General features: G+C 63.1%; 20 protein-coding genes. 12 read left to right on the top strand and 8 right to left on the bottom strand.

The annotated features are described in order from the left end of the window. Positions 1–3 precede the first annotated feature (3 nt). Positions 4–240 (bottom strand): DUF2093 domain-containing protein, encoded by a 237-nt coding sequence (locus ACOZK4_RS10460; RefSeq protein ID WP_421591837.1) that lies wholly within the window; start codon positions 238–240, stop codon positions 4–6. A 73-nt stretch (positions 241–313) separates the two neighbouring features. Next, complete coding sequence (gene mutL / locus ACOZK4_RS10455; protein ID WP_421591836.1) at positions 314–2116, bottom strand: DNA mismatch repair endonuclease MutL; 1803 nt, start codon at positions 2114–2116, stop codon at positions 314–316. A gap of 266 nt (positions 2117–2382) precedes the next feature. On the opposite strand from mutL, the gene ACOZK4_RS10450 reads away from it, so the two are divergent. The 3 genes from ACOZK4_RS10450 (at position 2383) to ACOZK4_RS10440 (ending at position 6152) form a co-directional block, all read left to right on the top strand. Then, positions 2383–4122, top strand: a complete 1740-nt coding sequence (locus ACOZK4_RS10450; protein ID WP_421591835.1) for a response regulator — start codon at positions 2383–2385, stop codon at positions 4120–4122. Between the two features lie 226 nt (positions 4123–4348). Further along, positions 4349–5707 carry a putative bifunctional diguanylate cyclase/phosphodiesterase gene (locus ACOZK4_RS10445; RefSeq protein WP_421591834.1) on the top strand — a complete coding sequence of 453 codons (1359 nt, stop codon included), beginning with the start codon at positions 4349–4351 and terminating at the stop codon, positions 5705–5707. Positions 5708–5816: 109 nt separating this feature from the next. Beyond that, the gene (locus ACOZK4_RS10440; RefSeq protein ID WP_117368619.1) at positions 5817–6152 is read left to right on the top strand and encodes a PilZ domain-containing protein; all 336 of its coding nucleotides are present in this window, start codon (positions 5817–5819) and stop codon (positions 6150–6152) included. 3 nt (positions 6153–6155) lie between these two features. Here ACOZK4_RS10440 and ACOZK4_RS10435 read toward each other — a convergent pair whose 3' ends face one another. Further along, positions 6156–7082 (bottom strand): LysR substrate-binding domain-containing protein, encoded by a 927-nt coding sequence (locus ACOZK4_RS10435; RefSeq protein WP_421591833.1) that lies wholly within the window; start codon positions 7080–7082, stop codon positions 6156–6158. A gap of 88 nt (positions 7083–7170) precedes the next feature. Between ACOZK4_RS10435 and ACOZK4_RS10430 the strand changes: the two genes are divergently transcribed. Next, the gene (locus ACOZK4_RS10430; RefSeq protein ID WP_421591832.1) at positions 7171–8712 is read left to right on the top strand and encodes a trimethylamine methyltransferase family protein; all 1542 of its coding nucleotides are present in this window, start codon (positions 7171–7173) and stop codon (positions 8710–8712) included. A 60-nt stretch (positions 8713–8772) separates the two neighbouring features. Here the strand turns inward: ACOZK4_RS10430 and ACOZK4_RS10425 are convergent, their stop codons facing one another. The 5 genes from ACOZK4_RS10425 to ACOZK4_RS10405 form a co-directional block, all read right to left on the bottom strand. Next, positions 8773–9453: a PRC-barrel domain-containing protein gene (locus ACOZK4_RS10425; protein WP_421591831.1), complete on the bottom strand. Its 681-nt coding sequence runs from the start codon at positions 9451–9453 to the stop codon at positions 8773–8775. Between the two features lie 221 nt (positions 9454–9674). Beyond that, positions 9675–10559, bottom strand: coding sequence for an SMP-30/gluconolactonase/LRE family protein (locus ACOZK4_RS10420; protein WP_421591830.1), 885 nt, complete (start codon positions 10557–10559; stop codon positions 9675–9677). Next, positions 10556–11194 carry a 2-dehydro-3-deoxy-6-phosphogalactonate aldolase gene (locus ACOZK4_RS10415; RefSeq protein WP_421591829.1) on the bottom strand — a complete coding sequence of 213 codons (639 nt, stop codon included), beginning with the start codon at positions 11192–11194 and terminating at the stop codon, positions 10556–10558. The genes ACOZK4_RS10420 and ACOZK4_RS10415 overlap by 4 nt, the downstream gene beginning before the upstream one ends. Before the next feature lie 23 nt (positions 11195–11217). After that, positions 11218–12135: a 2-dehydro-3-deoxygalactonokinase gene (locus ACOZK4_RS10410; protein ID WP_421591828.1), complete on the bottom strand. Its 918-nt coding sequence runs from the start codon at positions 12133–12135 to the stop codon at positions 11218–11220. Next, on the bottom strand, positions 12135–12896 hold the full coding sequence (locus ACOZK4_RS10405; RefSeq protein WP_421591827.1) for an SDR family NAD(P)-dependent oxidoreductase: 762 nt from the start codon (positions 12894–12896) through the stop codon (positions 12135–12137). The genes ACOZK4_RS10410 and ACOZK4_RS10405 overlap by 1 nt, the downstream gene beginning before the upstream one ends. A 106-nt stretch (positions 12897–13002) precedes the next feature. Here ACOZK4_RS10405 and ACOZK4_RS10400 point away from each other — a divergent pair, with 106 nt between their 5' ends. The 8 genes from ACOZK4_RS10400 (at position 13003) to ACOZK4_RS10365 (ending at position 22052) form a co-directional block, all read left to right on the top strand. Next, positions 13003–13785, top strand: a complete 783-nt coding sequence (locus ACOZK4_RS10400) for an IclR family transcriptional regulator (RefSeq protein WP_421591904.1) — start codon at positions 13003–13005, stop codon at positions 13783–13785. A 263-nt stretch (positions 13786–14048) separates the two neighbouring features. Next, positions 14049–14786: a LuxR family transcriptional regulator gene (locus tag ACOZK4_RS10395; protein ID WP_313531896.1), complete on the top strand. Its 738-nt coding sequence runs from the start codon at positions 14049–14051 to the stop codon at positions 14784–14786. 84 nt (positions 14787–14870) lie between these two features. Continuing rightward, complete coding sequence (locus ACOZK4_RS10390; protein ID WP_421591826.1) at positions 14871–15614, top strand: helix-turn-helix transcriptional regulator; 744 nt, start codon at positions 14871–14873, stop codon at positions 15612–15614. Positions 15615–15735: 121 nt separating this feature from the next. After that, the gene (locus ACOZK4_RS10385) at positions 15736–16935 is read left to right on the top strand and encodes an Mrp/NBP35 family ATP-binding protein (protein WP_421591825.1); all 1200 of its coding nucleotides are present in this window, start codon (positions 15736–15738) and stop codon (positions 16933–16935) included. A 154-nt stretch (positions 16936–17089) separates the two neighbouring features. Further along, positions 17090–18073: a magnesium transporter CorA family protein gene (locus ACOZK4_RS10380; RefSeq protein WP_313532390.1), complete on the top strand. Its 984-nt coding sequence runs from the start codon at positions 17090–17092 to the stop codon at positions 18071–18073. Between the two features lie 14 nt (positions 18074–18087). Further along, entirely contained in the window at positions 18088–19989 is a 1902-nt protein-coding gene (locus tag ACOZK4_RS10375) for a potassium transporter Kup (RefSeq protein ID WP_313532391.1), read from the top strand. Between the two features lie 503 nt (positions 19990–20492). Continuing rightward, the gene (locus ACOZK4_RS10370) at positions 20493–21722 is read left to right on the top strand and encodes a hypothetical protein (RefSeq protein ID WP_421591824.1); all 1230 of its coding nucleotides are present in this window, start codon (positions 20493–20495) and stop codon (positions 21720–21722) included. 9 nt (positions 21723–21731) lie between these two features. Then, entirely contained in the window at positions 21732–22052 is a 321-nt protein-coding gene (locus ACOZK4_RS10365; protein WP_421591823.1) for a hypothetical protein, read from the top strand. The last annotated feature ends 191 nt before the right edge of the window (positions 22053–22243 follow it).

Genomic DNA, 22243 nt, shown 5'->3' with positions numbered 1-22243 from the left:
GGCTTAGCGCTTCTGGTTCGGCAGCGCGCCGGCGCGCTGTTCAGCGTCCAGCGAGGCCGCGCAGCTGGCATAGGCTTCCTGCCGCGCCACGCTCCAGTAGCGCAGCTCGTCGACGGGGATCGTCTCGCCGGTCATGGCGCAGGTGACATGCGAGCCCGGCATCAGGATCTGGAAATCGCCGTCGAGATAGCGGATTTTCGCTTCCCGGCTGCCGCCGCGGCCTTCAAAACGGTTCATCATCGATTTCAGTATCCGTCTCATGTGATGCCTATGCCATATCGTGGCGAAGGCCAAAATTCCAGTGCTTTCCGGTTCAGCTTCGGCCGAACAGCCGTTCAATGTCGGAAAGCTTGAGCTCGATATAGGTCGGCCGGCCGTGGTTGCACTGGCCGGAGCCGGGCGTCGCCTCCATCTGGCGCAACAGCGCGTTCATCTCCTCCGGCCGCATGCGCCGGCCGGAGCGCACCGAGCCGTGGCAAGCCATTGTGGCGGCGAGGTATTCGAGCTTGGCCTTTAGCCCGCTTGCCGTATCCCATTCGGCAAGCTCGTCGGCCAGCTGGCGGATGAGGCCGGCGGCATCCATCTCGCCCAGCATGGCCGGCGTCTCGCGCACCGCAATCGCCCCCGGCCCAAACCGCTCGATGCCGAGCCCGAGCTTGGCGAATTCGTCGGCATGGGCGACGAGCCGGTCGCAATCGTCCTCCGGGAGATCGACGATCTCGGGGATCAGCAGGGCCTGGGCCGGCACGGCGCGCGCATGCAGCGCGTTGCGCATCGCTTCGAAGACGAGGCGTTCATGCGCGGCATGCTGGTCGACGATGACGAGCCCGTTTTCGGTTTGCGCAATGATGTAGTTCTCGTGCAACTGCGCGCGTGCCGCCCCGAGCGGATGGTTCTGCGGCGGCTCTTCTTCACGCGCGCCGGCGGGCGTGAAGACCGGCTCGCTGCGTGCCGATGGGCTGGCAAACTCGGCGAAACCCGCCTGCCGCTCGCGGAAAGGGGCTGCCGACGCCGTGGCGGCCTCGAAAGGCCGGTAGGGCGAGGCGGACGGGGTCCAGGGCGCGGTGGGCCGCTGCGCTTCCGGCCGGAAGGCGCGCATCAGGCCGCTTGCCCCCGTCGTGGAGGCCCGGTCGCCTTCGCGGGCGAGCGCCTCGCGGATCGCACCGATGATCAGGCCGCGCACGAGGCCGGGATCACGGAAGCGCACGTCCGATTTCGCCGGATGCACGTTGACGTCGACCAGCGCCGGATCGATGTCGATGGCGAGCACCGCGACGGGGTAGCGCCCGTGCGGAATGGTCTCGGCATAGGCGGCGCGCAGCGCCGACCAGATCAGCTTGTCCTGCACCGGCCGTCCGTTGACGAAGGCGAACTGGTTGAGGCTGTTGCCGCGGTTGAAGGTCGGCACGCCGGCAAAACCGGTCAGCCGCACGCCTTCGCGCTCGGCCTCGATCTCGATGGCATTGTCGCGGAAATCGCGGCCGAGCACCTGCGCGATTCGGGCAAGCCGGTCCGTTCCGGTCGCCGGGAATTCCAGCGTCGTGCGGTCGGAGCCGGAAAGAACGAAGCGCACATGCGGGAAGGCGATCGCCATGCGCCGCACCACGTCCGAGATCGCCGATGCCTCGGCCTTCTCGCTCTTCAGGAATTTCAGGCGCGCGGGCGTCGCGAAGAACAGGTCGCGCACCTCCACCACGGTGCCCCGGTTGGCGGCGGCCGGGCGCACCGGCTCCACCTTGCCGCCGGTCACGCTGATCTCGGCCCCTTCGCCGGCCTCGGCCGTGCGGCTCAAGAGCGTAAGCCGCGCCACCGAGCCGATCGAGGGCAGGGCCTCGCCGCGGAAACCCAGGGTGCGGATGTCGGTGAGATCCTTGTCGAGCTTGGACGTGCAGTGCCGGCGGATCGCCAGTTCGAGATCGGCCGGGCCCATGCCGCCGCCATTGTCGGTGACGCGCAACAGCGTCTTGCCGCCGCCCGCGGTCGCGATCTCGATGCGCGTCGCCCCGGCATCCAGCGCGTTCTCGATCAGCTCTTTGGCGGCACTCGCCGGGCGTTCGATCACTTCGCCGGCGGCGATCTGGTTGATGAGGGTTTCGGAAAGCTGCCTGATGGTCATGGCGCTATTTTCGCGGATTCTCGGCCGTCCCGCCAGTGGCCGCCGCCGCTTATCCCGGCTCATCCCTCATAACCGGCTGAAATCGTTTAATCAGGCTTTAATAAAATGCTGCGAACGTGCTCGTGCGCTTGTATGACCGCAAGCTTGCCGGGGTTCCCCGGTGGACGATTTCAGCGTCGCTGGCCGCTGTCATTCCCGATGTCCCAAGGCGTTTGCGCGCCGTTCAGCATGTTTCATGGGAATGCCAGACAGGCGAGGACTGCCACATGAATGATGTAGCGTCATCCGACGCGCACATCCGGCTGGGAATGTTTGAGGCCGCGTGCGATATCCTCGCCGCCGCCGTGATCGTCTATGACAAGAACGATTGCCTCGTTTTCGCCAGCCGCCAGGTCCTGCGCTACTTCCCGATCCATGCCGATACGCTGAAGCCCGGCTCGCGCCTGCGCGACGTGCTCGGCGCGATTTTCGATACCGGTGTTCGCTACGGCATTCCTCCGGAACAACGCCACAAGGCCGTCAACCGCGAGGAGTGGATCTCCGCACAGATTTCCGTGCACTGGCGCGAACAATATGATGCGGTCGAACGGCTAAGCCGCGACCGCTGGCTGCATTTCCGCAAGCGCCGCCTGCCGAACGGCTATAACGTCACCACGCTGGTCGATGTCTCCGAACAGAAGAAGCAGGAGGAGCAGTGGCGCTCCGATCTCGACCGCATCGCGCTGACCGAGGCGATCCTCGAGACGCTGCCGTCGCCTGTCATCGTCAAGGATCGCAACCTCGCCTATATCGCCGCCAACAAGGCCTTCTGCACCATCTACAACGCCACGCCCGAGGGTATCCTCGGCCGCACGGTCTGGGACCTGGCGGACGCGGAAAATGCCGAGCGCATCGAGCGCAGCGACCGGCATGTGCTGGAGACCGGCGAACCATCCGTGCTGCCCGAGCACGTCATCCGCGCCGATGGCTCCGATCTCTACATCCTGACCCGCAAGCACCGCATCGGCGCGCCGGGCCATCATGTCGTCGTGACGATCATGGACGACGTGACGGCGCTTGTCGCCGGCGGCAGCGCCGTGTCCGACGGCGAGGATGCTTTCCTGCGCGTGGCGGGCGGTTTTGTCGAGGGGCAGAACTGCTTCGATCCGGTGCGCGATGCCGAACGCCGTCTGCTGCTGGAACAGCTCGGTGCGGAGGATCTGCGCGGCGTGTCCGGCAAGCGTGTGCTCGTCGCCACGCCCAATACCCGCATCGAAGAGATTCTGGTCGGCGAGTTCAAGGCGCGCGGCGGCGATTGCTGCGCGGTGCGCAGCCGCCATGAGTTCGACAGTTTCCTGGCGCTTGCCACACAGCACGATCTTGCAATCGACCTCATCATCCTCGACGACAACATGCCGGATCACGAGGCGATGGCCGGCAACGGCCGTGGCATCGCCACGCGGCTGATCACGCCCGATGGCATCGGTCCGGATTTCATGCGCGTGCTCGTCGAGGAACACGAACTGCTGTCGGAAAACGATTCACCGCTCGGCGATATCGTCACCCCCGTCTCGTTCTCCGACGACTGGTATATCGCGACCGATATCACCGCCATGCTGCCCGCCGCCGTCGGCGATGTCGATGTGCTGGTGGCCGAGGACAACCAGATCAACCAGTTCGTCTTCTCGCAGATCCTCGAAGGCCTCGGCATCTCGCACCGCATCGCCGAGAATGGCGAGGAGGCGGTGATGCTCTGGCGCAAACATCAACCCCGCCTCGTCCTGATGGACATCTCCATGCCCGTGATGAACGGCATCGATGCGGCCAGGGAAATCCGGCAAGCGGAGGAGCTCACCGGAACCCATACGCCCATCGTCGCCGTCACCGCCCAGGCGCTCAATGTCGACATGCAGAACTGCATGGATGCCGGCATGGACGACTACATCACCAAGCCGGTGAGCCCGGATATGATCGAGGCGATTTATCGGCGCTATGCCGCCGGGAAGCTGGAGAAGTCCGTCGCGTAGAGCATTTCCAGCCGAAGCGGGATCGCTTCGGCGTCGGACAATGCGGAAATGCTCAAGGCAAGTCCCACGAAAGCGAGACGCTTTAGGGTGAGGATATCGGGTCAACTCCCCAGATTTGGGGAGGCCGGTGGGCAGGACTGACGATCGCTTGCTATGTTTTTGTTAACAGACATGGCGCATCGTGAAGCGGTCTTCGGAGGTTGAGTGCAAGTACGGGAAATCATTGATGAAGTCTGCTGACCATGCGGCACTGGATGTTTCCCAGACTGACCTCCATGCCATGGCCTATACCGACCCGTTGACCGGGCTTGGCAACCTCTACCGCCTGCGTGACAAGGTTCGCCAGATCGCCAAGGAGCGCGAGGAGGATCCCGCACCCTTCGCCATCGGCATCGCCAATCTCGACGGTTTCAAGCCCATCAACGATCTTTTCGGCCCCCGCGCCGGGGACGAAATCCTCTGCCAGGTCGCCCATCGCCTGAAGGCCTGCATTCCCGACGGCGCCACCGTCACGCGTCATGGCGGCGACGAGTTCGCCTTCGTGCTGCCGCTGGTCTTCGAGCGCAAGGGTACGGAGAAGATCGGCCAGATGCTGCGCGAGGTGCTGTCCGCCCCGTTTGATCTCGGCGACCGCAATGTGCGCCTCTCGGCCTCCTTCGGCTTTGCCATCTATCCCTTCGCGGGCGAGGATTTCACGGAACTTCTGAAGAGCGCCGACACCGCGCTCTACCGTTCCAAGCGCCGCGGCCGCGGCCAGATCACCGTCTATTCGCAGGAAATCGCCCAAGAGATGAAGCGCGCGACGCAGCTCGAGCAGGCGCTGCGCAATGCCATCATCGCCAATGAGGTGGACGTGCATTTCCAGCCGATCGTCAGCCTGCGCGACGACACGGTCGTCGGTTTCGAGGCCTTGGCGCGCTGGTGCGATGCCGATCTCGGCTATGTCTCGCCGGCCGTCTTCGTGCCGCTCGCCGAAGAGCGCGGCTTCATCGACGCCTTGTCCGATACGCTGCTGCGCAAAGCGGCCGAAGCCGCCTTGTCCTGGCCGAAGGAGCTGTTCCTCTCCTTCAACCTCTCCTCCGCCCAGCTGATGGATCCGAAGACGGCGTTCAACACGCTCGCCATCCTCAATCGCGTCGGGCTCGATCCGCGCCGGCTGGAGCTGGAGATCACTGAAACCGCCGTCATGACGGATGCCGACACGGCCCAGAAGATCGTCGGCGAACTGCGCGCCGCCGGCGTGCGCATCTCGCTCGACGATTTCGGCACCGGCCAGTCGAGCCTCGGGCGTCTGCGCGATTTCACCTTCGACAAGGTCAAGATCGACCGCGCTTTCGTTTCGCGCATCTCCAACGACAAGGCCTCCGAGCACATCATCAAGGCGATCGTCGCCATGTGCGAAGGCCTCGACCTTGCCGTCGTCGCCGAAGGCATAGAGGATTTCTCCGAGGCGCTGAAGCTCAAGGCGCTCGGCTGCGGCATGGGGCAGGGCTATTTCTACGGCAAGCCGGCGGATGCCGTCGCCACCATGCGTTACCTCGCCGACCGCTATGTGACGGTCGAAGGCCGCGCCGCCTCGGCTTGAGGCGTGCCTAAATATGTCAATTCCTTAAAATTGTACCGTCCGGTTTAGCGGGACGGCAAATGCTCAAGGTTATGCTCCCAGCAGAAAGAACAATTGGGGGTTAACAGGGATGGCGACCATCAAGGACATGCCCGTCAGGGGCAACGATCGTTCCAGGGTTCGCATTTTTGCCAATGTCCAGGTCATGCACCAGTCGTCGCGGGCGCGCGTTGTCGATCTCTCGCCGACCGGCATGGCCTTCGATCTGGAAAAGCCGCTCCAGGCCATGCCCGGCCAGATGGTGACGATCGAGAGCGAGGAACTCGGCCGCCTCAGCGGCACGGTGCGCTGGTATTCCAACGGCCGCCTCGGCATCCAGTACAAGCTGTCGACCAACGCGCTGGCGCAGATCACCTCCTATTTCCGCTTCTTCCACGAAGAGGTGAAGCCGGTGTTGAGAAGGTAGGCGTTACAGGGAGGTCTCCCGGCTCAGCCGCCCTTCCTCGACCAGCCAGTCGCGCACGCGCCGCGCCGGTCCGTTGAGCTCGCGCGAGCGCGGCCAGACCACGTAGAAACCTTCGGCGAGTTCCAGCGAATGGCCGCCGACGGGAACGAGGGCGCCGGAGCGCACTTGTCCCTCGATGAGGTGGCGCCAGCCGAGCGCCACACCTTCGCCCGCCAGCACGGCCTGGATGACCAGCACATAATCGTTGATGGCGAGCCGCCGCGCCTGCGCGGGATACCGCACACCGGCGCTCGCGAACCACTCCGGCCAGTTGCAGGCCGCCCGCACTGGCTCTTCCAGATGGATAAGCGGCAGTTTCAAAAGCTCCTCCGGCGTCTTCGGATGCCCGCGGCTTTCCACGAAAGCGGGGCTTGCCACCGCCGTGATCACCTCCGGTGCCAGCAGTGCTGCATGGTAGCGCGGCCACTTCGCTGGATCGCCGCCGCGAATGCCGAGCGGGATCGTCTCTTCGTCGAGATCGAGGTCGCGCACGCTGGTCTGGATTCTGAGGTCGATATCCGGCAGGTCGGTGCGCAACTTCGCAAGCCTTGGCAGCATCCACATCGAGGCGAAGGCGGTCGAGGCAGAAAGCGTCACATTGGCCTCGCGTCCCTTGGCCCGTATATCCTCTGCCGATTTCTGGATGCGCGACAGGCCGAGCGTCACATCGGCATGGAAGCGCTCGCCGGCATCGGTCAGTTCCACGGCGCGGTGGATGCGGTGGAAGAGCGCCACGCCCAGCTGTTCCTCCAGATTGCGCACTGCATAGGAGACGGCCGCCTGCGTCATGCCGAGTTCGTTGGCGGCGCGGGTGAAATTCTGGTGCCGCCCGGCAGCCTCGAAGATAATGAGGCTGGAGGCGGAGGGGAGCAGGCGGCGCAGGGTTTCCATAAATCAAGCTTATCGTGTCGAACAATTTTTTCCAGCGTTACAGCACTCTTTTTCAAGCCTAGCCTCACTTCCAATTATGGAGGTGATCATGGGTGTAGCAGCAACGATCGAAGCGCCGGCACGGCGGGGCAGGGGCACGCGGCGCGACAATGCCGCAAAGCCGCTGGGCGTGCCCTATATCGTGCGCGGCATCCCGACCTATGACGTGCTGTCGGAGGAGAATCTTCAGAAGGTCGAGCGTGCGGCGGATCGCATCCTCGCCGAAGTCGGCATCGAGTTTCGCGACGACCCTGCTGTCATCGACCACTGGAAACGGGCCGGCGCCAAGGTGGACGGGCTCCTGGTGCGCTTCGAGCCTGGCATGCTGCGCGAGATCGTCTCCACCGCTCCGGCCGAGTTCACCCAGCACGCCCGCAACCCCGCCAACAACGTGCAGATCGGCGGTCGGAACGTCGTGTTCTCGCCGGCCTATGGCTCGCCCTTCGTGATGGATCTCGACAAAGGCCGGCGCTACGGAACGCTGGAGGATTTCAGGAACTTCATCAAGCTCGCCCAGTCGAGCCCCTGGCTGCATCATTCCGGCGGCACGATCTGCGAGCCGGTGGACATTCCCGTCAACAAGCGCCACCTCGATATGGTTTACAGCCATATGAAATATTCCGACCGCGCCTTCATGGGCTCGATCACGGCGGAGGATCGCGCCGAGGATTCCATCGATATGGCGCGCATCCTGTTCGGCGCGGATTTCGTCGACAAGAATTGCGTCATCCTCGGCAATGTCAACGTCAACTCGCCGCTCGTCTGGGACGGCACCATGACCAAGTCGCTGCGGGCCTATGCCCGCGCCAACCAGGCGGCCGTTATCGTGCCCTTCATTCTCGGCGGCGCGATGGGGCCGGTGACGAATGCCGGCGCGATCGCCCAGTCCTTCGCCGAAACGCTGGCCGGCTGTGCGCTGACCCAGCTGGAGCGCAAGGGCGCGCCGGTCATCTTCGGCAACTTCCTCTCCTCCATGTCGCTGCGCTCGGGCTCGCCGACCTTCGGCACGCCGGAACCGGCGATCGGGTCCATGGTCGTCGGACAGCTGGCCCGCCGCCTGAACCTGCCACTGCGTTGCGCCGGCAATTTCTCCAATTCGAAGCTGCCGGATGGGCAGGCCATGCAGGAAGGGCTGATGTCCATGCTGTCAGCCGTGCATTGCGGCGCGAATTTCATCCTGCATTCCGCAGGCTTCCTCGATGGCCTGCTGGCCATGTCCTACGAGAAATTCGTGATGGATGCCGATCTTTGCGGCGCGCTGCATTCCTATCTCGCCGGCGTCGTCGTCGATGACAACACGTTGGCCATGGATGCCTTCCTGCAGGTCGGCCCCGGCAGCCATTTCCTCGGCTGCGATCATACGATGCGCAACTACCAGACGGCCTTCTGGGATTCGACGCTCTCCGACAACGAGCCCTTCGAGAAATGGAGCGAGGAGGGCGGTTCGACCGACATCGCCACACGCGCCAACCGCCAGTGGAAGAAAACACTTGCTGAATATGAGGCCCCGCCGCTGGATGTGGCGATCGACGAAGCGCTGTGTGACTATATGGAGCGCAAGAAGGCCGCGATGGCCGATGCCTGGTATTGAAGCATGAAAAACCCGGTGGCGCAGGGAGCGCCACCGGGCTGGAGGTCAGAAGACTGACGCTTATTCAGCCGGCTGGGTCGTGGCCGGAGCCGTGCCCGTTGTGGTCGTCGACGAGGTCGTCGAGGTATCGACCGGGGTGTTGGCCTGGCGTTCGGCGACCTGCTGCGACTTGGTCTTGAATTCCGGCGCAGCCTGCAGGCTTTCGGCGGTTTCCGTGGTCGTCAGCTTGACGTCGTCGGAGTCCGGAACCTGCGTGATCGCGATCTTCTCGAACGGAACGGCGACCCACTTTTCACCGATGCCCAGGAAGCCGCCGACACCGATGATGGCTGCGTCAACGCCGCCGGTCTTGGCCATGATCAGGTCGGAGATCTTGCCGATGCTTTCATCGCCGCTGTTATAGACAGACTGGCCGATATAGGTGTTGGCGCTGATCTGCTCATCCGACTGGGCTGTCAGATAGTCGCCACCTGCGGCCGGAGCCTGGGCGGTGTCTTCCGTAGCGGTACCCGTTGCCGGCGTCTGGGCCGTGTCTTCGGTCGGCGTCGTGGACGGGTTGGCGGCGGTGTCGCCCGGAGTGGTGCCTGTGGCGGCGTCACCGGTCAGGCCCGGCTGCTGCTCCATGGTCTGGGTCTGGTCGGCCGCGGGCTTGGTGGTGTCCTGCGCATAGGCCGCGGGAGCAAGGGCCGCGCCGAGGAAAATCGCACTGGCGGCAACGGAAGTAAGAAGCTTGTTGGTCATTTGGAACCTGCCTTTTCGTCTCTCGTTGGCATCAAGGCGCGGCGGTTATTGAAAGGCCGTCCGCACCCGCTGATGTCTAGAAAACGACGACCCCTCGGTTTGGTTCCGATAAAAATTGCCTTCTTTTTGATCGTCCAGATACTTAAGTCATGCATAAAAGACGGCTCCGGATCGATAAATCCGGAGCCGCGGGGCTCGTACTCAGTTGACTGGACGATGTCTCAGATCGAGAATTTCGGCTCGAAGCGGCCTTTGACGGCGATGCCGAGCTCGAAGGTCCGGCCGGCATTGGGGTCGGCAAGGCGGGCCGCCTCATCCATGTCCGCCCAGGCTGAGGTGACCAGCAGGCGATCCGCCTTCGCGCCGATGAAGGCAGGGCAGCTGGATTGCGAGGCCGGCACGCTGTAGCGCGCGACCTTCGTGCCGTCGGGCTTATAGACATCGACCGCACCCTGGCCCCACCGGGCGTTCCAGATGAGACCGTCGGCATCGCAGACGGCGCCGTCCACGTCGCCCGGCTCGCCGCTTTGATCGGCCAGCACCTGGGGTTCGCCTGAGGGGAGGCCGGTTTTCGGATCGAGCGGCACGCACATGATCTTGTTCACAGCGGAATCGACGAAATAGCCGGTGCCGCCATCCGGCGAGAAGCAGATGCCGTTGGGAATGGTGATATCGGAAAACAGCTTCGTCACCGTCGTGCCGGCCACATGATAGATCGCGCCGGAATGCTTTTGCGCCGTGCGGCCCATCGTGCTGGCCCAAAGCGCACCGGAGGGATGCACGCGGCCGTCGTTCGATCGGTTTTCGGCCTTGTCCTCCAGCGTTGCGAAGGGAGCCAGCGTGCCATCCGAGACACTGCGGATGAACAGGCCCTGATCGGAAACGATGAGCTGGCGCTCCGCGTCGATGACGGCGAGCACGCTGCCCAGGAAGGGCAGGTCGTGCACGGTCTTCTTCATGGTGGAGAGATGCAGTTCGTGCAGTTTCCGGCTCTTGATGTCGAACCAGAACGCCGTGTCGGTCGCCGGATCATAGGTCGGGCCTTCGCCGAGCTGGCAATCGACCGCGTCGAGAATGCGGCCGGTGAAGGAATGATTGTCGCTCATCGGCTGGCTCCATAGACGGCGTCATAGGCTTCTATCGTTGCCTTGGCCCGCGCCCGCACCTCGTCGGCACCCATGCCGACCTTGTAGAGGCTGGAGCCGAGGCCGAAGCTGCGGATGCCGATGGCGGCATAATCGCCAAAATTCTTTTCCGACACGCCACCGACGGCCGCGATCTCCAGCTCTGCCGGCAGCACGGCGCGGATGGCCTGGATGCCGGCCGGACCGAGCACGCTGGCGGGGAAGAATTTCAGGCCGGTCGCGCCGGCGCGGGCGGCGGCGAGCGCCTCGGTCGGCGTGAAGACGCCCGGCATCGTCACCATGCCCCTCGCGGCAGCCGTCGCGATGACGTCGGGCTCGACATTCGGGCTTACCATCAGCTTGCCGTCGACGGCGTCGAGCCTCAGCACGTCCTCCACCGTCAGCACGGTGCCGGCGCCGATCAGGCAGCCTTCCTGCGCCATCTTCGCGGCGATCTCGATGGATTTGAACGGCTCGGGCGAATTGAGCGGGATTTCGATGGCGGTAAAGCCGGTCTCGATCAGCGCGCCGACAACGGCCTCGGTCTCGCTCGGCTTCAGCCCGCGCAGGATGGCGATCAGCGGATATTTCATCGGGGGAAAGGGAATGCGGCTCATCTGTCTGCTTTCGTGGGGAGGAATTAGAGGGACCAGAGCGCCTTGGCGCCAGCGGCAAGGCCGTTTCGCACGGCGGTATCGGCATCGATGACGACGGGGGAAAGGCCGGCGGCGGCAAGGGCTTCACCATAAAGCACGCCAAGCCCGCCGGAAACGACGAGCGCCACGGGCGTGCCCTCGGCGACGAGCGACAGCGCGCCGGCGATCTCCAGCCCGATCAGGGTGCCGGAGAGGCGGGCCTTCGCATCGTCAGGCGTAAGGCCTGATATCAGGGCACCGGCCCGCACCGAAAACAGCTGGCTCGTCGCCAGTGCCGGGTTTTTCACCATACGGCTGACGGCGGCGCGGAAGGCATCGCTGCCGCCTGAGACTGGACCGGCCTCGGCAATCGAATGGCTGAGGATGGTGTTCTTCGCGATGGCGTCGAACAGTTCGCCCGTCATGAAGGTCGAGAAGCCCTCGACCCTGCCGCCCGAGAGGCGCACCCATTTGCTATGCGTGCCGGGCATGCAGACGAGATGGTCACCATTGCCGAGTTCCGCAGCGGCGCCGAGCAGCTGCGTTTCCTCGCCGCGAATGACGTCCGGGGCCGCCGGATCGCGCTGGGCAAGGCCGGGCAGGATGCGGATATCGGCCTCGACGCCGGGAATGCGCACGGCGGCGGCCGGAATATCGAGAAGGGCGGCGGGCGTATCGAGATAGCCGGCCTCGACCCAGCCCTGCTTGGCACCGGCCATGCCGCAGATCAGGACGGGCAGACCTGCCGGCGCGGCAATGGCAGAAAGGTGGCTGTTCAGCACCTCTGCAAACCCCGTGCGGGCGGCGGTCGTCATGCCTTCGCCGCTGCGGCGTTCGGCGAGCACGCCGCCGTCCTTGCCGATGAGCCAGAGGCGGAAGCTGGACGTTCCCCAGTCCACCGCGACGTAAGCGGGTTCAGTCATCAGAGCATGCCTCCATCGACAATCAATGTTTGTGCGGTGATGGCGGCGGACGCATCCGACGCCAGGAAAAGACAGGGGCCGACCAGATCGTCGGCAATGAGCGAGCGCTTCAGGCATTGCCGGGCGATGCCGCCGGCAATGTCGGCCTCGTCGATCCACAGGCGCTTCTGGCGCTCCGTCAGCACCATGCCGGGCAGGATGGCGTTGACGCGGATCTTGTCCGGGCCGAGCTTGCCGGCGAGCGACTTCGTCAGGCCAACGATGCCGGCCTTCGCCGCCGCATAGCCGGGAAGCTCGCCCATGTTGAGCAGATAGGCGATGGAGGAGAAATTGACGATCGCTCCACCGCCGGCCTTTTGCATATGCGGTGCGACCGCCTGGGCGGCGAAGAAATGGTGGCGGAGGTTGACCGACTGGTTCTCGTCCCAGTCATCGGGCTCGACCGCCTCCAGATCGTGCCGATCGTCGCGCGCGGCGTTGTTGACGAGGACGCGCAGGCCGCCGAGCGCATCGACCGCTTCGACAATGGCCACGCGCAGTGCCGCGATATCGCGCAGATCCACCCTTATATAATGGGGCCGTTGTACGACCTTGCCGTCGAGGCTGGCAACGAGCGCGCGGCTATCCGCCTCGGCGATGTCGAGGAAGGCGACGCGCGCGCCCTGCGCCGCAAAGCCGGCCACCAGCGCCGCGCCGATGCCCGAGCCCCCGCCGGTGATGAGCACGCCCTGTCCGACAAGGTCGGGATAACGGCCGGCCATGGGTTTCTCCAAATTTGTTCCAATATTTGGAACTGAGTTTGATTATTCGGAATTATTCCGCTAGCTTTGTCGCAAGTCAAGACAGGCGGGGTGCGGCACGATGGAAATGGAGCGGGACGGCGAGGGTGGTACGGGCACGCTCGGCAAGGCCATGGCGATCCTCGAAACGGTGGCGCTGTCGGATCGCCCGTTGCGCTTCACGGATGTGCTCGCCGTCAGCGGCCAGCCGCGCGGTACGCTGCACCGCCAGCTTACCCATCTCGTGCAGGAGGGCCTCTTGGAGCTTCGCCCAGACCACGCCTATGTGCCGGGTCTGCGCCTGCTCAAGCTCGCCTCGGCAAGCTGGGCGCGCAACGAGGTCCGCGCCGTCTCCGCGCCCTTTCTGGAGGCGTTGCACCGGCAGACCGGCGAGACCGTGCATTTCGGCGTGCTGCGCGGCCGGGAGATCATCTATCTCGACAAGGTGGAGAGCCGTCAGGCGGTGCGCATGAATTCGCAGATCGGCAATGCCTCGCCCGCCTTCTGCACGGGAGTGGGCAAGGCCGCCCTTTCCACGCTCGACGCCGGGGCGCTGGACACCATCCTCGCCGATATGGAATTCCGCCGCTTCACCCCGCACACGATCACCGACCAGCCGTCCTTCATCGCCGAACTCGACCGCATCAGGCAGAGCGGCATCGCCTTCGACCGAGAGGAGCACGAGCCGGGCATCCGCTGCGTCGCCGCACCGGTTTTCGACGAAAGCCGTTCGCTCGTGGCGGGCGTTTCGGTGACGGGACCGGCCTATCGCGTCAGCGAGGAGCAGCTTGCGGCATGGGCGCCGCTGGTCGGCGAAGCGGCCCGCAGCATCATGGGAGAACTCGCGGCACGGCTTGGCCCGCAACGATAAGTCGTGGTGAATGGTCCGTAAATGGTCACATGGTTGTCTTGTGCCCCCATTTTACGGTAAATTAGAAAATCACGCTGGACGTGGATGGGGGCCGCCATTAGCTTCCGTGACGACCAGCTTCTAAGTTGCGTCGCTTGCCGCGAACTTGAGCGCGGTTCATCGAACATACTTGCATTGGGATACGGGGGTTCCTGAAGCAAGCAGTGCATTGTGCCGGCAGGGTCTGCCGCGCGGTTGCGTGCGTTGCTGAAGGAAGATTGGACATGGCGGATCGATTCCATACGATATCTGCGCAATCCCAGACGCGTTGGGGCCGTGCCCCCTTGGCCATGGGTTCGCAGGACGATGTTGCTGAAAAGCTTGATGGTCTCGCCAAGCGCTTTGACCTGCGCGGCTACCTGCTGATCAACGTTCCCTCGGAAACCTCGACGGATTTTTCCTCGAACGTGCTGATGACGTCCTGGCCGGACGAGATGCTGAAGACCTATGACCATGCCGGTCTGATCTTCGGAAGCCCTGTCATCGAGCGCCTGCGCCAGAGCACCAATCCCTTCGCCTATGATGCTGACGGCACCAACCGCCGCCGCACCGATGGCAAGGCGGCGATTGCGGCCTCGCTTTTCGAGAAACACGGCATGACGCGCGGCGCTTATTTCCCGGCGCACAATTCCGCCGGCCTGCGCGGGGCCCTTGCCTTCGGCGGCACGCGTGAAGCGCTCAATCCACGGGAAATGGCCGAGCTGAATGCCATGGCCAACCTCATCTTTACCGAAGTCGTCGAGCTGAAAGCCGCCGCGGGGCAGCACGTTTCGCTGTCGCGCCGCGAGGTCGAATGCCTGTCCTGGGCCTCGGCCGGAAAGACGAGCGTGGAAATGTCCGAAATCCTCGGCCTCTCGGAATATACGGTCAATCACTATCTGAACCGGGCGACCCGCAAGCTCGATGCGGTTAACCGGGTCCAGGCGGTCGCCAAGGCGATCCGCGCCGGTCTTTTGAACTAATGCATAAAAAACACCTTGAGATAGTCTGGAATGCGCACGGTCCCGCTCCAAATGCCCAAGGCGACAAAAGAAATGCGGGGAACAATGACAACGGATGAAACGAGCGGCGGTGAAAACCAGCTCCAGGACGACGGCAGCGAGATCGCTGCCCTTGAGACCCAGTTCGACATCGTGCGCTATATGCGGCGCAAATGCGAACAATATGGTCTGAAATATTTTATTGTCTTCACGCTGCCCGGCTTCGAGGCGGAAAAGCTCTCGGCCTATTCCATCGTCAGCAACTGGCCGCAGGAAATCATCGGCAAATACGATGCGTTGCGCATGGTGCGCCACAGCGCCGGCATCCGTAAACTGCGGCTGACGACGGTGCCGTTCACCTACGACATGCGTGAATGGATTGGAGAATCGTCGGAACAGACGGATTTCACCGAGCTGCTCGACGTGATGAACAATCACGGCATGCTCGTCGGTCACTTCTTTCCGGTGCACGACGCGCTCGGCAATCGCGGCGCGATCGTCTGGGGTGGAGACAATGCCGCGCTCAGCCGCGATGACCGGCTGATGTTGCAGATGATCTCCGTACACCTCTTCAACCGGCTGGCCGAAATCGGTGCGGCCTGGAAGTCGGGGCAGGTGGTGCTCACCGAGCGCGAGATCCAGTGCCTGAGCTGGACCGCGGCGGGCAAGACCAGCCTGGAAATCGCCGAAATCCTCGGCCTCTCCGAGCACACGGTCAATCACTATCTCAACCAGGTCACCCGCAAGCTGGAGGCGGTCAACCGCACCCAGGCCGTGGTGAAGGCGATCCGCCGCGGGCTGATCGCCTAGGTTCTTGCCGTCAGGCAAAGATGCCGCTGCCCTTCGTCCGTAAATTCGTTTGGCTGCCGCCTTTTCGTGCACTATCTACGAAGGCGGCGGGCCGATCCCGCGGCAGGTTGATGAGGATTTCATGACGGACGTAAGCAAGGAACAGGTGCTGGAACGGCTGCGCACGGTGCGCGGTCCTGACATGGACGGCAACATCGTCGATCTCGGCATGGTTTCCGACGTCTTCATTTCCGACGGCAAGGCCTATTTCTCGATCACCGTGCCGGCCGAGCGCGCCCGCGAGCTCGATCCCATGCGCGCCGCCGCAGAGCGTGTCGTCAAGGAAATCCCCGGCATCAAAGCGGCCATGGTGGCATTGACGGCCGACAAGCGCGCCGCCACCGGCCCCGCCGCCGCCCGCGCGCCCGCACCGCCACCGCCAGGCCGCGGTGCCGCCGAGCACAGCCATGCCGGCCACAATCACGCTGGCCACAGTCATGCCGCGCCGGGCCAGCCGCAGCAGCGGGCCAAGTCGGGCATTCCCGGTGTCGGCGCCATCATCGCGGTCGCCTCGGGCAAGGGCGGTGTCGGCAAGTCGACGACCTCGGTCAATCTCGCGCTGGCGCTGAAGGCAAACGGCCTGCGCGTCGGCATTCTCGACGCCGATATCTACGGCCCCTCCATGCCGCGCCTCCTGAAGATTTCCGGTCGGCCGCAGCAGATCGAAGGCCGCATCATCAAGCCGATGGAGAATTACGGCATCAAGGTCATGTCGATGGGCTTCCTCGTCGACGAGGAGGTGGCGATGATCTGGCGCGGGCCGATGATCCAGTCGGCACTGATGCAGATGCTGCGCGAGGTCGCCTGGGGCGATCTCGACGTGCTCGTCGTCGACATGCCGCCGGGCACGGGCGATGCCCAGCTCACCATGGCCCAGCAGGTGCCGCTTGCCGGCGCCGTCATCGTCTCCACGCCGCAGGACCTCGCCCTCATCGATGCCCGCAAGGGTCTCAACATGTTCAACAAGGTCGAGGTGCCGGTGCTCGGCATCGTCGAGAACATGAGCTATTTCATCGCGCCTGACACCGGCAACCGCTACGATATCTTCGGCCATGGCGGCGCGCGCAGGGAGGCCGAGCGCATCGGGGTGCCCTTCCTCGGCGAGGTGCCGCTGACCATGGATATCCGCGAGACCTCGGATGCCGGCACGCCCGTCGTCGTCTCCAATCCGGAGGGCGCGGCGGCCAAGACCTATCGCGCGATCGCCACCCGCGTCTGGCAGGAGCTGGAAACCGTGCAGGGCAAGGGCGCCCGCGGTGCGCCCGCCATCGTCTTCGAATAGCCGAACCTTTCCGGTGCCGGGACGTTCCGGCTGGTAACTTGATTTTTATGTTGCGCCGCGCAATATGCGCGGCCGACCGCTGATGGTGGCGTCCAATCACGCGCGGATTGCGCGAGGGAGTGTGAGCGATGGTCCGTTCCGGAGCCATTCGCCTGTGATCACGGTTTTCCGTCCCAACGGCGAGGCGCTTGCCTTGCCCACAGAGACCGATTCTGCCGCCGCCGTCGCGCTGGCCAGCGCCGTCTGGGTCGATCTTCTGGAGCCGACGCGCGAGGAGGAACTTCTTGTCGAGCGCGTGCTCGGCATAGAAGTGCCGACCCGCGACGAACTCAAGCACATCGAACCGTCGAGCCGCCTCTATACCGACGGCGCCTCCACCTACATGACCGCCTCGCTGGTCGTGAAGGCCGAGGGCGATCTGCCCCACCTGACCGATGTCGGCTTCATCCTGGCGGCCGGCAAGCTTTTGACGGTGCGTTACGCCGAACCGCGCTCTTTTGCCCTGTTCAAGAGCGCGATGCCCCGCATCGCGGGCGGCTGTTCCACGTCGACCGTCATGATCACGCGGCTGCTCGAAACCATCGCCGACCGCACCGCCGAAATCCTCGAGATCGCGGTGTCGCGTGCCGACAAGCTGTCGTTGGAAGTGTTCGGCGAAAACCGGCATCTGTCACACCGTCCACCACGCTATCTCGAAGACCGCGTCGTGCAGGTCTCCGCCCTTCACCGGCTGCTGGCCAAGGCGCGCGACAGCCTCGTGTCGCTCTCGCGCATGCTGACCTTCCTGCATGCGCTGCCGGCGCTGCAATCCGACCGGGCGAGCCTCGAACTCTGCCGCACCGTGCAGCGCGACGTGCAGTCGCTGCTGGAGCACGCCAATTTCGTCGCCGGCAACATCACCTTCCTGCTGGATGCCTCGCTCGGCCTCATCAGCCTCGAGCAGAACGCCATCATCAAGATTTTCTCGATCGCTTCGGTGGTGCTTCTGCCGCCGACGCTGATCGCTTCCATCTACGGCATGAATTTCGAGTTCATGCCGGAATTGCACATTGCCTATGCCTATCCGCTGACGCTTGCGGGGATGGTGCTGTCGGCAATCCTTCCGTTTTATTTCTTTCGCTGGAAAGGCTGGCTCTAGAGCCTGATCGCCCCATGCAACCACATGCCGGTAGCGCACCGCACACCCAAAGCCGGGCGCGCACGCTTTTTCTGCTCTCCCTCGGTTCGATCGGCGTCGTCTATGGCGATATCGGCACCAGCCCGCTCTACGCCTTCCGCGAAGCGCTGCGCCCGGTCGCCCATGACGGCATCCAGCGCGTGGAGGTCGTCGGCCTCATTTCGCTGATGATCTGGACGCTGACGATCATCGTCACGCTCAAATACGTGCTCTTCCTGCTGCGCGCCGACAACCACGGCGAGGGCGGTACGCTCTCGCTCCTGGCGCTGCTCTCGAAGACGGCGGGCAACCATGCCCATATCCTGTTCTTCATGGGCGCCATCGGTGCGGCACTGTTCATCGGCGATGCCATGATCACGCCGGCGCTTTCGGTTCTCTCGGCCGTGGAGGGCCTGGAACTGGTGACGCCGACGCTCGGCGATTATGTCGTGCCCATCTCCGTGGTCATTCTCGTCGCGCTGTTTGCCGTGCAGTCCTGGGGAACGGCCGCCGTTTCGAAATTCTTCGGGCCGATTACCGCCGTCTGGTTCATCGTCATGGGCGTCGCCGGCCTCAATCACATCAGCGACGATCTGGGCATTCTTGCGGCATTCAATCCGTATTACGCCGTGGTGTTCATGCTCAACGAGGGCTTTGTCGGCCTCGTCGTGCTCGGCGCCGTCTTCCTGACAGTGACGGGGGCGGAAGCCCTCTACGCGGACCTTGGCCATTTCGGCCGCCGGCCGATCCAGTGGGCGTGGTTCTGTCTGGTGTTTCCGGCGCTGACGCTCAACTATCTGGGCCAGGGCGCGCTGGTGCTTGCCCATCCCGAGACGATCGCCAACCCGTTCTTCCTGATGTTCCCGAAATGGGCGCTGCTGCCGGTCGTCATCCTCGCGACCTTCGCAACCGTCATCGCCAGCCAGGCGGTGATCACCGGAGCCTTCTCGCTGACGCGCCAGGCCATCCATCTCGGCTTCCTGCCGCGCATGGAAATCTATCACACCTCGGAAACCCAGACCGGCCAGATCTATCTGCCGGGTGTCAACACCGTGCTGCTGTTCGGCGTGATGCTGCTCGTCTTCATCTTCGGCTCTTCCGAATCGCTGGCGACGGCCTATGGCATCTCCGTGACCGGCGCGATGGTGGTGACGACGGTGCTGGCTTTCGAATTCCTGCGCAAGCGCTGGCGCTGGAAGCCGCTCGCGGCCGTCGCGGTCCTGACGCCGCTTTTCCTGCTCGAACTCACCTTCCTCGGCGCAAACCTGCTCAAGGTGCATGACGGCGGCTATGTGCCGGTCATGATCGCTGGTGCGGTTGTCATCCTGATGTGGACCTGGACGCGCGGCACGCGCATCCTGCGCGACAAGACGCGGCGCATCGAAGTGCCGCTGCCGGCCTTCATCAAGTCGGTGGAAAAGCAGAGCGCGCATGCGCCCGTGCAGGTCACCGGCACGGCGATCTTTTTGACGAGCGATCCGGATTTCGCGCCCGCCGCGCTTCTGCACAATATCAAGCACAATCACGTGCTGCACGAGCAGAACTTCATTCTGACGGTCAAGACCGCCAACACGCCGCGCGTCGCGCGCGCCGAGCGCTTCAAGGTCGAGAAAATCTCCGAACGCTTCTCGCGCATCGAAATGCATTTCGGCTTCATGGAGACGCAGAACGTTTCCAGCGCGCTCGGCCTGATGCGCAAGGCGGGGCACAAGTTCGACATCATGTCGACATCGTTCTATCTCGGCCGGCGCAAACTCGTTCCGGATGCCCAGTCCGGCATGCCGATGTGGCAGGACCGCCTCTTTATCGGCCTCGCCAACCTCGCCACCGACCCCTCCGACTATTTCCGCCTGCCGACCAACCGCGTGGTCGAGCTTGGCTCGCATGTCGTGATCTGAGCCATTCCAGCAAGGGCGCGCAACGTTTTGGGATGCATCCCTTTCGAGCGCCCTTGATGCCGTACCATCAGGGCGAAGGTGCAGATGAGGCCGGATTCTGCTTTCATCTGAAGGGCGGAGTCAAGCGAAGGCGCTTGGCTGCCTGCGCGTCGGGTAAGTTTTCGCAAGCGTGGCAGGCGCAATAGCCCGACATGTTCAGCAATCTAAGCTATAGTTTGTTCATAAATTTTTAAAGTTTAAGTTGCCGCCGCAACTCGCGCATGTTAGAAAAAGCTGTTCATTCAGTATTCTTTAATGTGGGGGTAAAGATGCGAATTGTAACGCCTTCCATACTGTTCTCTCTGTTTCTCTCATGTAACGCCTTGGCGTACTGTCCTGATTCTGCGGATGAAAATACGGTGAAGGCGTGGTTCCCAAATACGCCGATACCGTCATATGATGTAAAACCGCCAGCACATCCCGCATCCGATTGCCCTTTTTACGTCCAGTCCTGGCACAATTTCATGTTTGACGGCATGCCGGATAAAGAGGGCAGGGCAAATTTTCTATCATTCCCCACGATGGGCAACTTGTTCGACAAGGAAATCGTCTCTTCGAAAATACTGAGACTGTCGCCGCGCAGCATCCAGTTGCCGAATGATGCTTCCAGCTTGCCGTCGACGGTCTTGCTAAGCCAGATTGCAGGTTCGGGCGCCACCCCTGTGGATGCGGGTATCGAACAGGCGGGCAATGCCGCGATCCTTTTCGATCAGCAGGGATATCCGATCTATTACGGCATTCACGTCAATGATCAGTTCGCAGCCTTTGCGAGGGACAACGGGCTCACCACAAAATCGGCGATCGAAAACGCCAGCGAGACCCTGTCTTTTCCCGAAGGTGTCGTTGAACTCAAATCCGCTTGGCGTGTTTTGACCGAAGAAGCGCAGGGAAGCCCCTATATCACCACCCTGGCGGAGGTTCCGACACTTCACGTTGTCAACAATCGAATTGAGATCAATGCGGCCGCGGCCCCGCGAAGGGTCGTTCTGGGTTTGGTCGCGCTTCACGTCGTCTTCACGCTGAGGGGGCATCCCGAATTCATCTGGTCGACCTTCGAGCACGCGGACCTCAATGGCGTTACCGATCTGGCGCCATCTGCGGTGGATAATCCGGATTCCAATGGCTCTGGGCCTGCGACGGCAATCTCGCCATTCGATTATCTCCTTTATCATGGAGGCGAACTCGGTACCGTGGCCAATCTCGCACCAACCTTCAGCGAACAAGCTGCGGCCTTTAACGAACTGACGCAACGGTTGGATCGAGGTGGCGTTCTTCCCACCTCGGTCTATCGAGCTTTCCCGGCAGCCAAGGCCGTGACGACAGAGCAAGATGGAGACCTGCAAGAGTTGAACGCCTTCATGCTTAGGCAGTTTCAAGATGGCAAGTTACCCTCTTCCGACAAGCGCCGGTTCTACCGCTTGGTCGGCGCGACTTGGCTCGACAAGCCGGAAGAAAGCTTTTCTCTGAACAAGGCCTTCGTTAATCAGCCGGGAGAAAGCTCGGACGACGGCATCGTGGCCGGTGAGGATGCGCTTTCGAGCCTCGCCATGGAATCCTTTACCCAAATAGAACAGCCCAACTGTTTTAGCTGTCACGATACGAAGAGGGTCAAGTCCGTAACCGGGAAAGTCATCCTGAAGCCCCTGCTCCTCAACGTCAGCCACGTTTTTTCGAAATTTGTCAGCGAGCACTAGGAGGACGTCATGGGCTTTGCACGGGTGCAGCAGATTTTGAACAGCGGCCTGAAGGCTTGGGCGGTTGCGAATGGCTACGATCCCGATCTTTCCGGTCATGGGGCGCAGTTCTCTTGGGGGACCAAGGCGGATCTTTTGGCTGCCGTGGGCAAGCATCGGCGTTTGATCCAGCCGGAACTGATCGGAACTGCCGATGCAAAGGATGCCAACCTGATCATCGACCTGCGAGTGGGTTTTGGCGGCAACCGCATGCCGCAGGGAGGGCCCTACTTTCCGGATGATCAAATCGACGAGATCGAACAATGGATAGCGGAGGGCTGTCCGGATTAAGTGCGAGACCCGATAGGCAAAGGCCACGCCGAGGCCGAAGGTCAGTCCGAGCAACCTCTGTATGATGCCGCGTGGCGACTTCTTTACCCGTTTGACGCAAATGTGAAGGGGAGGTGAGCGCCTCCCCCAAAGCGGTTTATCAGCATTAACCAACCATCAAGGTTAATGCTTCATTTTACCCTGAGAACGAG

Source organism: Shinella sp. M27 (assembly GCF_049199905.1).
In the GTDB taxonomy this organism is placed as follows: Bacteria; Pseudomonadota; Alphaproteobacteria; order Rhizobiales; family Rhizobiaceae; genus Shinella.
Note: the sequence above shows the minus strand (reverse complement) of the source record. Positions and strands in the feature narration are given on the sequence as shown.